16 protein-coding genes are annotated in these 13,213 nt (G+C 54.7%); 9 read left to right on the forward strand and 7 right to left on the reverse strand.

Going from position 1 to position 13,213, the window contains the following annotated elements; genetic code table 11:
• Window positions 1–104: 104 nt before the first annotated feature.
• The 4 genes from nlpI (at window position 105) to mtr (ending at window position 4,433) form a co-directional block, all read left to right on the forward strand.
• Window positions 105–989 carry a lipoprotein NlpI gene (gene nlpI, locus HVX64_RS02855; RefSeq protein ID WP_042998280.1) on the forward strand — a complete coding sequence of 295 codons (885 nt, stop codon included), beginning with the start codon at window positions 105–107 and terminating at the stop codon, window positions 987–989.
• Window positions 990–1,094: 105 nt separating this feature from the next.
• A complete protein-coding gene (yrbN, locus tag HVX64_RS02860; RefSeq protein ID WP_010723222.1) occupies window positions 1,095–1,175 on the forward strand; it encodes a protein YrbN in 81 nt (26 codons plus the stop codon).
• Complete coding sequence (gene deaD / locus HVX64_RS02865) at window positions 1,168–3,045, forward strand: ATP-dependent RNA helicase DeaD (RefSeq protein WP_042998279.1); 1,878 nt, start codon at window positions 1,168–1,170, stop codon at window positions 3,043–3,045. Before yrbN ends, deaD begins: the two co-directional genes overlap by 8 nt.
• 143 nt (window positions 3,046–3,188) lie before the next feature.
• A complete protein-coding gene (gene mtr / locus HVX64_RS02870) occupies window positions 3,189–4,433 on the forward strand; it encodes a tryptophan permease (protein WP_042998278.1) in 1,245 nt (414 codons plus the stop codon).
• Window positions 4,434–4,518: 85 nt separating this feature from the next.
• Here mtr and HVX64_RS02875 read toward each other — a convergent pair whose 3' ends face one another.
• The 3 genes from HVX64_RS02875 to HVX64_RS02885 all read right to left on the reverse strand — a co-directional run bounded on the left by HVX64_RS02875 (window position 4,519) and on the right by HVX64_RS02885 (window position 7,489).
• Window positions 4,519–5,526, reverse strand: a complete 1,008-nt coding sequence (locus HVX64_RS02875) for an LLM class flavin-dependent oxidoreductase (RefSeq protein WP_044255915.1) — start codon at window positions 5,524–5,526, stop codon at window positions 4,519–4,521.
• A gap of 80 nt (window positions 5,527–5,606) precedes the next feature.
• Window positions 5,607–6,503 carry a U32 family peptidase gene (locus tag HVX64_RS02880; RefSeq protein WP_054176899.1) on the reverse strand — a complete coding sequence of 299 codons (897 nt, stop codon included), beginning with the start codon at window positions 6,501–6,503 and terminating at the stop codon, window positions 5,607–5,609.
• Entirely contained in the window at window positions 6,494–7,489 is a 996-nt protein-coding gene (locus HVX64_RS02885; protein WP_042998275.1) for a peptidase U32 family protein, read from the reverse strand. Before HVX64_RS02885 ends, HVX64_RS02880 begins: the two co-directional genes overlap by 10 nt.
• A gap of 220 nt (window positions 7,490–7,709) precedes the next feature.
• On the opposite strand from HVX64_RS02885, the gene HVX64_RS02890 reads away from it, so the two are divergent.
• Both HVX64_RS02890 and HVX64_RS02895 read left to right on the forward strand, forming a co-directional pair.
• Complete coding sequence (locus HVX64_RS02890; protein WP_042998274.1) at window positions 7,710–8,234, forward strand: SCP2 domain-containing protein; 525 nt, start codon at window positions 7,710–7,712, stop codon at window positions 8,232–8,234.
• Entirely contained in the window at window positions 8,228–8,731 is a 504-nt protein-coding gene (locus tag HVX64_RS02895) for an N-acetyltransferase (RefSeq protein WP_042998273.1), read from the forward strand. Before HVX64_RS02890 ends, HVX64_RS02895 begins: the two co-directional genes overlap by 7 nt.
• Here the strand turns inward: HVX64_RS02895 and HVX64_RS02900 are convergent.
• Window positions 8,718–9,020 (reverse strand): GIY-YIG nuclease family protein, encoded by a 303-nt coding sequence (locus tag HVX64_RS02900; protein ID WP_044255912.1) that lies wholly within the window; start codon window positions 9,018–9,020, stop codon window positions 8,718–8,720. The genes HVX64_RS02895 and HVX64_RS02900 overlap by 14 nt on opposite strands.
• A 52-nt stretch (window positions 9,021–9,072) precedes the next feature.
• Between HVX64_RS02900 and HVX64_RS02905 the strand changes: the two genes are divergently transcribed.
• Window positions 9,073–9,516, forward strand: coding sequence for a YhbP family protein (locus HVX64_RS02905; RefSeq protein ID WP_044255909.1), 444 nt, complete (start codon window positions 9,073–9,075; stop codon window positions 9,514–9,516).
• Here HVX64_RS02905 and yhbO read toward each other — a convergent pair.
• The gene (gene yhbO, locus HVX64_RS02910) at window positions 9,496–10,014 is read right to left on the reverse strand and encodes a protein/nucleic acid deglycase (RefSeq protein WP_042325142.1); all 519 of its coding nucleotides are present in this window, start codon (window positions 10,012–10,014) and stop codon (window positions 9,496–9,498) included. The genes HVX64_RS02905 and yhbO overlap by 21 nt on opposite strands.
• A 128-nt stretch (window positions 10,015–10,142) precedes the next feature.
• On the opposite strand from yhbO, the gene HVX64_RS02915 reads away from it, so the two are divergent.
• Entirely contained in the window at window positions 10,143–10,784 is a 642-nt protein-coding gene (locus tag HVX64_RS02915; RefSeq protein WP_044255906.1) for an NAD(P)H-binding protein, read from the forward strand.
• 69 nt (window positions 10,785–10,853) lie between these two features.
• Window positions 10,854–11,891, forward strand: coding sequence for a permease (locus tag HVX64_RS02920; RefSeq protein WP_044255902.1), 1,038 nt, complete (start codon window positions 10,854–10,856; stop codon window positions 11,889–11,891).
• A gap of 96 nt (window positions 11,892–11,987) precedes the next feature.
• Here the strand turns inward: HVX64_RS02920 and dolP are convergent, their stop codons facing one another.
• Both dolP and diaA read right to left on the reverse strand, forming a co-directional pair.
• Window positions 11,988–12,563: a division/outer membrane stress-associated lipid-binding lipoprotein gene (gene dolP, locus HVX64_RS02925; RefSeq protein WP_042998268.1), complete on the reverse strand. Its 576-nt coding sequence runs from the start codon at window positions 12,561–12,563 to the stop codon at window positions 11,988–11,990.
• 9 nt (window positions 12,564–12,572) lie between these two features.
• The gene (diaA, locus tag HVX64_RS02930; RefSeq protein WP_023246631.1) at window positions 12,573–13,163 is read right to left on the reverse strand and encodes a DnaA initiator-associating protein DiaA; all 591 of its coding nucleotides are present in this window, start codon (window positions 13,161–13,163) and stop codon (window positions 12,573–12,575) included.
• Window positions 13,164–13,213 lie beyond the last annotated feature (50 nt).

The following is a 13,213-nucleotide window of genomic DNA, read 5'->3' on the forward strand; positions in this document are numbered from 1 at the left end:
CCATTTGCCCTCCGCCGTTGCGGAGGGCTTTTAACCTGGCAGGACGCCTTGTTAGCAACCGGGGAACAGGACGTTCAATTAATCGTTGTCTTCGGGAGTGGGAAATGAAGCCTTTTTTGCGCTGGTGTTTCGTGGCAACAGCACTCACGCTGGCTGGATGCAGTAACTCCACCTGGCGTAAGAGTGAAGTCCTCGCAGTACCATTGCAACCGACTTTGCAGCAGGAAGTGATTCTGGCACGCATGGAACAAATTCTTGCCAGTCGGGCTTTAACCGATGACGAACGCGCACAGCTTTTATATGAGCGCGGAGTGTTGTATGATAGTCTCGGTCTGAGGGCATTAGCGCGAAATGATTTTTCACAAGCGCTGGCAATCCGACCTGATATGCCTGAAGTATTCAATTACTTAGGCATTTATTTAACGCAGGCAGGCAATTTTGATGCTGCCTATGAAGCGTTTGATTCTGTACTTGAGCTTGATCCAACTTACAACTACGCGCACTTAAATCGCGGTATCGCATTGTATTACGGCGGTCGCGATAAGTTAGCGCAAGATGATCTGCTGGCGTTTTATCAAGACGATCCCAATGATCCTTTCCGCAGCCTGTGGCTTTATCTCGCCGAGCAGAAGCTCGATGAGAAGCAGGCAAAAGTCGCGCTGAAACAGCGCTTCGAGAAATCGGATAAAGAACAATGGGGATGGAACATTGTCGAGTTCTACCTGGGCAACATTAGCGAAGCAACGCTGATGGATAGGCTCAAGGCGGACGCAACGGATAACACCTCGCTCGCTGAGCATCTCAGTGAAACCAACTTCTATTTAGGTAAGTACTACCTAAGTCTGGGGGATTTGGACAACGCTACGGCATTGTTCAAACTGGCGGTGGCTAACAACGTTCATAACTTTGTTGAGCACCGATATGCATTGTTGGAATTATCGCTCCTGGGCCAGGACCAAGATGACCTGGCAGAATCGGACCAGCAATAGCTGACGTACACATCAGCCCGTAATCTTTTTGATTGCCATCACCTTCGCGGGTGAGGGCGTTGTTGTTCGTTAATACACCTACTTTGAGCCGGTTCACACTTTTCAATGAAAATTGCAGATCAATTTCATGATGAGTTATGTAGACTGGCCGCCATTAATTTTGAGGCACACGTACTACATGGCTGAATTCGAAACCACTTTTGCAGATCTGGGCCTGAAGGCTCCTATCCTTGAAGCCCTTAACGATCTGGGTTACGAAAAACCATCTCCAATCCAGGCAGAGTGCATTCCGCATCTGCTGGGCGGTCGCGATGTTCTGGGTATGGCCCAGACCGGTAGCGGCAAAACGGCAGCGTTCTCTTTACCGCTGCTCAACAATCTTGATCCTGAGCTGAAGGCACCTCAGATTCTGGTGCTGGCCCCGACCCGCGAACTGGCGGTTCAGGTAGCCGAAGCGATGACGGATTTCTCTAAACACATGCGCGGCGTGAACGTGGTTGCCCTGTACGGCGGCCAGCGTTATGACGTGCAGTTACGCGCCCTGCGTCAAGGGCCGCAGATCGTCGTCGGTACGCCGGGTCGTCTGCTTGATCACTTAAAACGCGGTACCCTGGATCTGTCTCGTCTGAGCGGTCTGGTACTGGACGAAGCCGATGAAATGCTGCGTATGGGCTTCATCGAAGACGTTGAAACCATCATGGCGCAGATCCCGGAAGGTCATCAGACCGCTCTGTTCTCTGCCACCATGCCGGAAGCGATTCGTCGCATTACCCGCCGCTTCATGAAAGAGCCGCAGGAAGTGCGCATTCAGTCCAGCGTCACTACCCGTCCGGACATCAGCCAGAGTTACTGGACTGTCTGGGGCATGCGTAAAAACGAAGCGCTGGTGCGTTTCCTGGAAGCGGAAGATTTTGATGCGGCGATTATCTTCGTTCGTACCAAAAACGCGACTCTGGAAGTGGCTGAAGCGCTGGAGCGTAGCGGCTATAACAGCGCCGCGCTGAACGGCGACATGAACCAGGCGCTGCGTGAGCAGACCCTGGAACGTCTGAAAGACGGTCGTCTGGATATCCTGATTGCAACCGACGTTGCGGCCCGTGGCCTGGACGTTGAGCGTATCAGCCTGGTCGTAAACTACGATATCCCAATGGATTCCGAGTCTTACGTTCACCGTATCGGTCGTACCGGTCGTGCGGGTCGTGCAGGCCGTGCGCTGCTGTTCGTTGAGAACCGCGAGCGTCGTCTGCTGCGTAACATTGAACGCACGATGAAGCTGACCATTCCGGAAGTTGAACTGCCGAACGCTGAACTGTTGGGCAAACGTCGTCTGGAAAAATTTGCGGCTAAAGTACAGCAGCAGCTGGAAAGCAGCGATCTGGATCAGTACCGTGCGCTGCTGGCGAAACTGCAGCCGACGGCGGAAGACGAAGAGCTGGATATCGAAACTCTGGCTGCCGCTCTGCTTAAGATGGCGCAGGGCGAACGTCCGCTGATTCTGCCGCCAGATGCGCCGATGCGTCCGAAGCGTGAGTTCCGCGACCGTGACGATCGTGGTCCGCGTGACCGTAACGATCGTGGCCCGCGTGGCGACCGTGAAGACCGTCCGCGTCGTGAACGTCGTGACGTTGGCGATATGCAGCTGTACCGCATTGAAGTGGGCCGTGATGATGGCGTTGAAGTTCGTCATATCGTTGGCGCGATTGCAAACGAAGGCGACATCAGCAGCCGTTACATTGGTAACATCAAGCTGTTCGCTTCGCACTCCACCATCGAACTGCCGAAAGGTATGCCGGGTGAAGTCCTGCAGCACTTTACGCGCACTCGCATCCTGAACAAGCCGATGAACATGCAGCTGCTGGGCGATGCACAGCCGCACACTGAACGCCGTGGCGGTGGTCGTAGCTTTGGTGGCGAGCGTCGTGAAGGCGGTCGCGGTTTCGGCGGTGAGCGTCGTGAAGGTGGTCGTGGTGATGGGCGTCGTTTCAGCGGCGAACGTCGCGAAGGTAGCCGTGCACCACGTCGTGAAGAAGGCTCCAGCCGTCGTCGTGACGCGTAAACATCTTGCTTACTGACGTAAAGTAATAGATACAGCCCCGGTAAAACTATCGGGGCTTTTTTTATTTCATTTGTACTATTGTACTGGTACAGTGCAACGCATTAAAATGCCGTCACAACATTATTCGCTGGAGAAATCGCTAAATGGCAACACTAACCACCACCCAGACATCACCTTCGCTGCTCGGCGGCGTGGTGATCATCGGCGGCACCATTATCGGCGCAGGGATGTTCTCTCTGCCGGTGGTCATGTCCGGGGCGTGGTTTTTCTGGTCAATGGCGGCGCTGGTCTTTACCTGGTTCTGCATGCTGCATTCCGGTTTGATGATCCTCGAAGCCAACCTCAACTATCGTATCGGTTCAAGCTTCGACACCATCACCAAAGATCTGCTGGGCAAAGGCTGGAACGTCGTCAACGGTATTTCTATTGCCTTCGTGCTCTATATCCTGACCTACGCCTATATTTCGGCGAGCGGTTCGATTTTGCACCATACCTTCAGCGAAATGTCGCTGAATGTGCCTGCGCGTGCGGCAGGGTTTGGCTTTGCCCTGTTGGTGGCGTTTGTGGTGTGGTTGAGCACCAAAGCGGTGAGTCGCATGACGGCGATCGTGCTGGGTGCGAAAGTCATTACTTTTTTCCTGACCTTCGGCAGTCTGCTCGGGCACGTCACGCCGACCACGCTGTTTAACGTCTCGGAAAGTCACGCCTCTTATACGCCGTACCTGTTGATGACGCTGCCATTCTGTCTGGCGTCCTTTGGTTACCACGGTAACGTCCCGAGCCTGATGAAATACTACGGCAAAGATCCGCGCACTATTGTGAAGTGCCTGGTCTACGGTACGCTGCTGGCGCTGGTGCTCTACTCCGTCTGGTTGCTGGGAACGATGGGAAACATTCCGCGTCCAGAGTTTATCGGTATCGCGCAGAAGGGCGGCAATATTGATGTGTTGGTTCAGGCGCTAAGCGGCGTGCTGAACAGTCGCAGTCTGGACCTGTTGCTGGTGGTGTTCTCCAACTTTGCGGTGGCGAGTTCATTCCTCGGCGTGACGCTGGGACTGTTTGACTATCTGGCGGATCTGTTTGGTTTCGATGATTCGGCGCTGGGGCGCTTCAAAACGGCGCTGCTTACCTTTGTGCCGCCAATCGCCGGTGGGTTGCTGTGGCCGAACGGTTTCCTGTATGCCATTGGTTATGCAGGACTGGCGGCGACCATCTGGGCCGCGATTGTACCGGCGTTGCTGGCACGTAAATCGCGTCAGCGCTTTGGTAGCCCGAAATTCCGTGTCTGGGGTGGTAAGCCGATGATTGTCCTGATTCTGGTTTTTGGTGTCGGTAACGCGCTGGTACATATCCTGTCGAGCTTTAATTTATTGCCTGTGTACCAGTAAGTCTTTTGTGCCGGATGGCGGCTACACCTTATCCGGCCTACGCGATCTCGTAGGCCAGGTAAGTGGAAGCGCCACCGGGCAAAAACTACCCCACCAACTCTTCTTTCACATCCATCGCCAGATCAAACGAGTGCAGACGCGCCTGATGGTCAAAAATCTGCCCGTTAACCATGATCTCGTCCGCCTGGGTTTCACGCAGAATAGACTCCAGTCCGTGGCGTACTTTCGTTTTATCACCCACCAGCGACATGCTCAGCGCCTGTTGCACACCATACTGTTCTGACGGCGACCAGAACTGATCCATATTTTGAATCGGCGCCGGGAGTTGGCCCGTTTCGCCACGCCGCAACTTGACGAAAGCCTGCTGCATCGAGGTGAAAAGATACTCTGCATCACGGTTACTGTCGGCGGCAATGATGTTGATGCACACCATTGCATACGGTTTTTCCAGCCGCGCGGATGGCCGGAACTGCGTGCGGTACAGATGCAGCGCCTGGAACAGCATATCCGGTGCGAAGTGGGAGGCAAAAGCGAACGGCAGGCCAAGCTGTGCGGCTAACTGCGCGCTATAGAGGCTGGAACCTAACAGCCAGACCGGGATCTTCTCGCCGTAGCCAGGCACCGGGCGCACCTGCGGATTTGGATCGCGTGCGTCAAACCAGTCCACCAGCTCAGCGACGTCGCGAGGGAAGTTATCGATATCGCCGCCCATATGGCGACGCAGGGCTCGCATTGTCGGCTGGTCGCTGCCCGGCGCGCGGCCCAGGCCGAGATCAATGCGTCCCGGATAGAGCGTATTCAACGTACCGAACTGCTCGGCAATGACCAGCGGTGAGTGATTGGGAAGCATGACGCCGCCGGAACCGAGGTGCAAAGTCCGGGTGTTGGCGGCCAGATAGCCAATCAGTACCGACGTTGCTGCACTGGCGATACCGGTCATGTTGTGGTGTTCCGCCAGCCAGTAGCGGTGGTAGCCTCGTTTTTCCGCGAGGCGGGCGAGATCCAGCGAGTGCGAGAACGCCTCTTTTGCTGAAGATCCGTCAGGAATCGGTGCCAGATCCAGCACCGAGAAAGGAATGGTTTTGTCAGTCATAACGGCTCACTTTGTTACCAGTTAATCTTTTCATACTGCATTAAAGATTAGTTAATGTTGTTAACAAAGTGAGCTATTTATCAGGGCTGCAGTTCGAGACCCGCCAGCCGTTTCCAGTAGCCATTGCAATCGCTGTGCGCGGTAAGCGGCAACGGCGCGTGCCCCGTTTCGTTGGCGCGGAAGGCGTCAAGCATCGCGAATGTCTCGGTTCCCAGCGGTGACAGACGCACAATATCCACCAGTCCCTGCATTGACGTCAGTTCGTTCCCCAGATTGTAGATATAGCCGCTCATGGTCTGAATGCCATTGAGGACGAACACCTGTTGATTCTCCTGGGAGAGCACGTCGCGGCCATTCGGGTACTTGATGCAGCAGGTTTCGCATTCATCTTTCGGCCGGTCTTCCGAACGAGCGGTAAAACAGCGAGCGGAGTAAGCCAGCGGCAGATGCCCGTAGCTCAGGACTTCCACTTCAAACTGCTGGCGAATCCCCAGTTCATCACACTGATTGAGCAGGTTCACCAGCCAGTCGCGGGACAGTTCTACCGGCATGCACCAGCGCACCATTCCGTGTTTGAGCAGCAGGCGCAGCGTGACCGCGTTGTAGCAGTTCAGCGCGTGTCCGGCGACAAACGGGAGTTTGCGGTCGGCGCACATATTCACCACGCCAAGATCGCTGGCCTCCAGCAAAAAGTCGCCGTTTTCGACATAACGCTTCAGCTCATTCAGCTCAGAAGAGGCTTGTACCAGCGCCAGCGTTGAAAGTACCACCTGCTTACCGCTACCGGCGAGCGACTTCGCCATATCCAGCCAGTCGCCGACTTTCGTGGCGCGGCGTTTGCTGCACACCGCTTCACCGAGATAGATAACATCCGCGCTGCTGGCAGCGGCCTGCTGATAAAAGTCTTCCAGCGTCTCTTTCGGCCAGTAGTAAAGCACCGGCCCTAAGGAATATTTCATTGCTTTTCTCACTGCCATTTACGGTGATACGCGCCAAGCGTCGTCTGAGTGCCTTCGGACATCGCGCCGAGCGTCTCCATCCAGGCTGCTTGCGGCGTATAGTTTTGCGGGTCGGCCACACAGCGGTCGATCGCCTGACGCCACACTTTCGCGACCTGGCTGACATAGGCCGGGCTGCGCTGACGACCTTCAATTTTCACCGAGGCAATATTCGCCGCCAGTAGTTCCGGCAGCAGTTCCAGCGTGTTCAGGCTGGTTGGTTCTTCCAGTGCGTGGTAACGCTCACCGTCAACCAGGTAACGCCCTTTACACAGCGTCGGATAACCGGCGTTTTCCCCATCCTGATAGCGGTCGATCAACACTTCATTCAGACGAGATTCCAGCCCCTGTGGCGTCTGCTGCCAGCGTACAAAGCGGGCAGGGGAACAGGCGCCTACCGTATTAGGAGATTCACCGGTTAACCAGGACGAGAGATAACAGCGACCTTCCGCCATAATGCATAGACTGCCGAAAGCAAAAACTTCCAGCGGCACCGGCGTCACGCGGGCAAGCTGTTTCACCTGATGAATCGAGAGCACGCGTGGCAGGACGACGCGGGCAACGTCAAAATTGCGATGATAAAAGTTGATCGCTTCTTCATTTGTTGCCGAAGCCTGAACAGAGACATGGCGCTCAATATGCGGATAACGAACTGCGGCATACTCAAGCATCGCGAGATCGGCAAGGATCAGCGCATCCGCACCCAGTTGCGCGGCCATATCCACCGCGCGCTGCCAGCGGGCATAACCATCTGGATGCGCAAAGGTGTTAATGGCGATGTGCAATTTGCGGCGGTGTTGATGGACAAAACTCACCGCTTCCTGCAATTTCTTCTCGGTAAAGTTAAGGCCGGCGAAGTGGCGGGCGTTGGTATCATCTTTAAGCCCGATATAAACAGCATCAGCGCCGTTTTCGATGGCCGCCTTAAGCGCCGGGAGATTTCCGGCAGGGCAGAGCAGCTCCATAATTTATCCTGAAGATTGCGCCGCCTGGGACGCATAATTGTTAACGAACAAGGATTTTAGTTAACCTTGCTGCGACAATTTTTGATTTAAGGCAGTTAAAGTCGTATTGATATCAGTAATAAAGAGGTAGAGATTTCGTACGCAATTGTTGATTTACGCCGCTATGTCGTTTATCTGATATGGCAAAATAGCAGGATAATTGAAACAGGGAGTAAAGCTCGTGTTAGATAAGCTGCGTTCACGCTTAGTACATTTCGGTCCGTCTCTGATGAGTGTGCCAGTTAAACTGACGCCCTTTGCACTGCAACGCCAGGTTCTGCAACAGGTCCTGAGCTGGCAGTTTCGCCAGGCCCTGGCAGACGGTGAACTGGAATTCCTGGAAGGCCGTTGGTTAAGCATTACGGTTCGCGATATCGGCCTGAAGTGGTATACCTCGGTCGAGAATGACAAACTGATCGTCTGCGAGGATGCGCAAGCCGACGTGAGTTTTAGCGCTGATGCCAGCGATCTGTTGATGATCGCCGCACGTAAGCAGGATCCGGATACGCTCTTCTTCCAGCGCCGTCTGGTGATCGAAGGGGATACGGAGTTAGGGTTGTATGTGAAAAACCTGATGGATGCCATTGACCTGGAGCAGATGCCCAAAGCGTTGCGCGTTATGCTGCTGCAACTGGCGGATTTTGTTGAGGCGGGCATGAAATACTCGCCAGAAACCAAACAAACATCGGTAGGTGAACCATGCTGATTCGAGTAGAAATTCCCATTGACGCCCCCGGCATTGATGCCCTGCTGCGTCGTTCATTCGAAAGCGATGCGGAAGCGAAACTGGTTCACGACCTACGTGAAGATGGTTTTCTGACGCTCGGTCTGGTCGCCACCGACGATGAAGGTCAGGTGGTGGGTTATGTGGCATTCAGCCCCGTCGACGTGCAGGGCGAAGATCTGCAGTGGGTTGGTATGGCACCGCTGGCGGTAGACGAAAACTATCGTGGACAAGGTCTGGCCCGCCAACTGGTTTATGAAGGACTGGATTCACTCAATGAATTTGGCTATGCCGCCGTGGTCACCCTGGGCGATCCGGCACTGTACAGCCGTTTTGGTTTCGAACTGGCCGCCCACCACGATCTGCATTGCCGCTGGCCAGGCACGGAAAGTGCGTTCCAGGTGCATCGCTTAGCGGATGATGCATTAAGCGGCGTCACGGGACTGGTCGAGTATCACGATCACTTTAATCGTTTTTAAGCGTCGGGGTTTGCAGATCATGCAGTAATGCTGCAAACCCTTCGCCTTCTGCGACGAGCCGTTCTTTCTGCCGCTTAGTGAGTTTTTTGACCCGGTATTCTGCGCGCAGCGCCAGTGAGCGATCGCCAACCGGCGCGGAAAACGCCAGCGTCAGTTCTCCTTTTCCCCGCAGCGCTTTTGCCCCTTTTCCTTGTTGATGTTGTTGATAGCGGCGCGCTACATCGGTGGTGATCCCGGTGTACAGGGCGTTGTCGGCGGTGCGAATCAGATAGAGATACCAGGGTGTCATCGTGGCCTTCGGCGTGTTACGTTTCTGGCATCCAGTATAAAAGAGAACCAAGATGGAAACACTTACTGCGATCAGTCGTTGGCTGGCGAAACAACACGTTGTGACCTGGTGTGTGCATCGCGAAGGTGAACTGTGGTGTGCAAATGCGTTTTACCTTTTCGACGCCAAAAAGGTCGTTTTTTATGTGCTGACGGAAGAGAAAACGCGTCATGCGCAGATGTCCGGACCGCGTGCACCCGTTGCCGGAACGGTAAATGGGCAACCGAAAACGGTCGCATTGATTCGCGGCGTGCAGTTTAAAGGGGAGATTCGCCAGCTGGTTGGAGAGGAAAGCGACGCGGCGCGACAGGCCTATCTTCGCCGCTTCCCGGTTGCCAGAATGCTGTCCGCGCCGGTATGGGAAATCCGCCTTGATGAACTCAAGTTCACCGACAACACCCTGGGTTTTGGCAAAAAATTAGTGTGGTTACGTCAGTCAGGCACCGAGAATGCGTAAGGCTTCACGATTGAACGCCGGCAGATCGTCAGGGGTACGACTGGTCACCAGTTGGTCTTTATCCACCACCACTTCCTGATCGTAAAATTCTGCACCGGCGTTTTTCACGTCGATAATGATCGGTTTAACGGCGGTCAGTTTACGCCCGCGAATCACATCGGCACTGATCAGCAACTGGGGTCCGTGGCAGATGGCGAAGACCGGTTTACCCGTATTCACGAAATCGCGCGTAAAGGTGACGAAACGGTCATCGCCGCGAAGGTAATCCGGAGAATGGCCGCCAGGTAACAGCAACGCATCGAAATCGGCCGGACGCACTTCATCAATCGCTTTATCAATCGTGACGCTGGCTTCGCCTTTTTTCCCTTTTACGGTTTTACCTGCCTGTTTTTCAATCGTAATAACCTCATGCCCGGCCTGACGAAACTCTGCTGCGGGTGAGGTGAATTCTGAGTCCTCAAACTCGTCAGTGATTAAAACGGCAATCTTCTTACTCATGCTTCCTCCGCTGGATCTGCATTGGATAAGGCAATTTTTCCCTGATGATGGATAATTACCTTGTGAACTACTAAGCCTGGTCGATAGGGCTGAGGGTGCAAGGCGGACAATTCTGGAAAGGAGCGAGGATGAGTCAGGTACTGATTACCGGGGCGACCGGGTTGGTTGGCGGACATTTACTGCGGATGTTGCTTAATGAACCGAAGATCCATTCCATTGCCGCGCCAACGCGACGTCCGCTGGCGGATATGCCTGGCGTCTATAATCCCCACGATCCGCAACTGACCGATGCGCTGGCGCAGGTCACCGATCCTGTCGATATTGTTTTTTGCTGCCTGGGCACGACCCGCCGTGAAGCGGGCAGTAAAGAGGCGTTTATCCATGCCGACTATACGCTGGTGGTCGACACCGCGTTGACCGGTCTCCGCCTGGGGGCGCAGCATATGCTGGTGGTGAGTTCGATGGGGGCCAATGCCCATTCGCCGTTTTTCTATAACCGCGTAAAAGGGGAAATGGAGGAGGCGCTGATTGCGCAAGATTGGCCAACGCTGACGATTGCGCGTCCGTCGATGCTGCTCGGCGATCGGTCAAAGCAGCGGATGAACGAAACCCTGTTTGCACCGTTGTTCCGGTTGCTGCCGGGCAACTGGAAATCGATTGAGGCGCGGGACGTGGCGCGCGCGATGCTGGCGGAAGCGCTTGCGCCTGAACATGACGGGGTAACAATCCTGACATCGTCTCAACTGCGGGAAAAGGCGGCGTCAATATAGCATTTCCAAACATTTCCCAAAGGCGTAGTATTCACCGGCAAAATTATCTAACACTCCCTGGGGAATGCTATGGCTGGTCAGTCTTCGTCTCAGGCGGCAACACCGTTTCAATGGTGGAAACCCGCTCTTTTCTTTCTCGTCGTCATTGTTGGTCTCTGGTATGTGAAATGGCAACCTTACTACGGTAAAGCCTTCACCGCCGCAGAAACACACAGTATCGGAAAATCTATTCTGGCGCAGGCCGATGCGAACCCCTGGCAGGCAGCCTGGGACTATGCGATGGTCTATTTCATTGCGGTCTGGAAGGCAGCGGTATTGGGGGTGATCCTCGGCTCGCTGATTCAGGTTCTGATCCCGCGTGACTGGCTGTTACGCACGCTTGGACAGGCACGTTTTCGCGGCACGCTGTTCGGTACGCTTTTCTCTCTGCCCGGCATGATGTGTACCTGTTGTGCTGCACCGGTGGCGGCGGGGATGCGTCGCCAGCAGGTTTCGATGGGCGGTGCGCTGGCATTCTGGATGGGGAATCCACTGTTAAACCCGGCGACGCTGGTGTTTATGGGCTTTGTCCTTGGCTGGCATTTCGCGGCGATCCGTCTGGTCGCTGGACTGGCGATGGTGCTGGTAGTGGCGACGCTGGTACAAAAATGGGTGAAAGAGCCTCCGCAGACTGAATTGCCGGTGGAAATCACGCAGCCGGACGAGCAGGGCGGGTTCTTTGTTCGCTGGGGTAAAGCGCTATGGATGCTGTTCTGGAGCACCATCCCGGTCTATATTCTGGCAGTATTGGTACTGGGTGCGGCGCGCGTCTGGCTGTTCCCTCATGCCGATGGCGCTATTGATAACAGCCTGCTGTGGGTGATTGCGCTGGCGGTAGCCGGTTGTCTGTTTGTGATCCCAACTGCCGCAGAAATCCCGATTGTGCAGACCATGATGCTGGCAGGAATGGGAACTGCGCCTGCGCTGGCACTGCTGATGACATTACCCGCCGTCAGCCTGCCGTCGCTGATTATGCTACGTAAAGCGTTTCCGGCAAAAGCGCTGTGGATGACCGGTGCGCTGGTGGCGATTTCGGGTGTGATGGTGGGAAGTATTGCGTTGATATAAAACAGCAATGCCGGGGGCGCTTCGCTTGCCCGGCCTACGGTCGTACATTCTGTAGGCCGGATAAGGCGCTTACGCCGTCATCCGGCACACAACGACTTACTTGATAAACGTAAACGCCGTGGTGACGCGCTTCACGCCGCTGACCCGGCTGGCGATATCCGCCGCGGCTTTGGCTTCACGTTCGGTCACCAGGCCTAACAGGAACACTTCACCGTTTTCGGTTGTCACCTTCACGTTGGAAGATTTAACCTGGTCGCTGGTCAATAACTGAGAGCGTACTTTGGTGGTGATCCAGGTGTCGTTTGAGGCGGTGCCCATACCAATCGGCTCACCCTGACGGATCTCGTTATAGACTTCGGTGGTACCATCGACGCCCATTGCAATCTGTTTGGCGCGTGAGGAGAGCTCGCTATTCGGCGACTGGCCGACCAGCAACACTTTACCTTGATAAGCCGTCACGTTAATTCGCGTTTCTTTCTTGATCTGTGCATCTTTCGACAGCGCACTGTTGACGCGCAGTTCCAGGGTTCCATCGTCCACCTGAGTGCCTACGCTACGTGGATCTGTTGCTGCTTTGGTACCAACGGCGGCGGTTCCGACAACAGCGGCGGCCACACAGCCTTGCAACAGCAGAGCAGAAATAAGGACTGCGATTGGCGATAAAGCCTTCATGTGTACTCCTTAATCATCCTGGTGGGGGAAAAGCGTGTTATCGATCAGATCGCACAGGCAGTTTACCGTCAGCATATGCATTTCCTGAATGCGTGCGCTGTGATGCGAAGGGATGCGGATCTCAACATCCTGTGGCCCTAACAGTCCAGCCAGTTCACCCCCGTCATATCCGGTCAATGCCACAATCGTCATGTCTCGCGTGACCGCTGCTTCCACGGCCTTCACGATATCGCGGCTGTTACCGCGCGTCGAGATGGCCAGTAAGACATCACCCGCATGACCCAACGCCCGAACCTGTTTTGCATACACTTCGTCATGCAGGCGGTCGTTGGCAATCGCTGTTAAGACCACATTATCCGTATTTAGTGCAATCGCAGGTAAACTAGGACGTTCTGTTTCAAAACGGTTGATCATGCTGGCAGCAAAATGCTGTGCGTTGGCAGCGGATGTCCCATTACCACAACAGAGAATTTTGTTGCCATTGAGCAGTGAATGAACCAGCGTCATGGCGGCACGAGAGATAGCATCCGGGAGGGCTTCTGCCGCGGCAATTTGCGTTTGAATGCTTTCGGTAAAGCAGACTTTGATTCTGTCTAACACGCTAATCCTTAAGAGCTAATCCATCAGGCTATTTTATTTGCCATTTGGAC

The organism is Citrobacter sp. RHB20-C16, assembly GCF_013890155.1.
Taxonomy (GTDB): domain Bacteria; phylum Pseudomonadota; class Gammaproteobacteria; order Enterobacterales; family Enterobacteriaceae; genus Citrobacter_A; species Citrobacter_A amalonaticus.

Excerpts from the sequence above, each read along its gene's own strand:
- nlpI (WP_042998280.1), top strand. The coding sequence starts at position 105 with ATGAAGCCTTTTTTGCGCTGGTGTTTCGTGGCAACAGCACTCACGCTG.
- yrbN (WP_010723222.1), top strand. The coding sequence starts at position 1,095 with ATGAAAATTGCAGATCAATTTCATGATGAGTTATGTAGACTGGCCGCC.
- deaD (WP_042998279.1), top strand. The coding sequence starts at position 1,168 with ATGGCTGAATTCGAAACCACTTTTGCAGATCTGGGCCTGAAGGCTCCT.
- mtr (WP_042998278.1), top strand. The coding sequence starts at position 3,189 with ATGGCAACACTAACCACCACCCAGACATCACCTTCGCTGCTCGGCGGC.
- HVX64_RS02875 (WP_044255915.1), bottom strand. The coding sequence starts at position 5,526 with ATGACTGACAAAACCATTCCTTTCTCGGTGCTGGATCTGGCACCGATT.
- HVX64_RS02880 (WP_054176899.1), bottom strand. The coding sequence starts at position 6,503 with ATGGCAGTGAGAAAAGCAATGAAATATTCCTTAGGGCCGGTGCTTTAC.
- HVX64_RS02885 (WP_042998275.1), bottom strand. The coding sequence starts at position 7,489 with ATGGAGCTGCTCTGCCCTGCCGGAAATCTCCCGGCGCTTAAGGCGGCC.
- HVX64_RS02895 (WP_042998273.1), top strand. The coding sequence starts at position 8,228 with ATGCTGATTCGAGTAGAAATTCCCATTGACGCCCCCGGCATTGATGCC.
- HVX64_RS02900 (WP_044255912.1), bottom strand. The coding sequence starts at position 9,020 with ATGACACCCTGGTATCTCTATCTGATTCGCACCGCCGACAACGCCCTG.
- HVX64_RS02905 (WP_044255909.1), top strand. The coding sequence starts at position 9,073 with ATGGAAACACTTACTGCGATCAGTCGTTGGCTGGCGAAACAACACGTT.
- yhbO (WP_042325142.1), bottom strand. The coding sequence starts at position 10,014 with ATGAGTAAGAAGATTGCCGTTTTAATCACTGACGAGTTTGAGGACTCA.
- HVX64_RS02915 (WP_044255906.1), top strand. The coding sequence starts at position 10,143 with ATGAGTCAGGTACTGATTACCGGGGCGACCGGGTTGGTTGGCGGACAT.
- HVX64_RS02920 (WP_044255902.1), top strand. The coding sequence starts at position 10,854 with ATGGCTGGTCAGTCTTCGTCTCAGGCGGCAACACCGTTTCAATGGTGG.
- dolP (WP_042998268.1), bottom strand. The coding sequence starts at position 12,563 with ATGAAGGCTTTATCGCCAATCGCAGTCCTTATTTCTGCTCTGCTGTTG.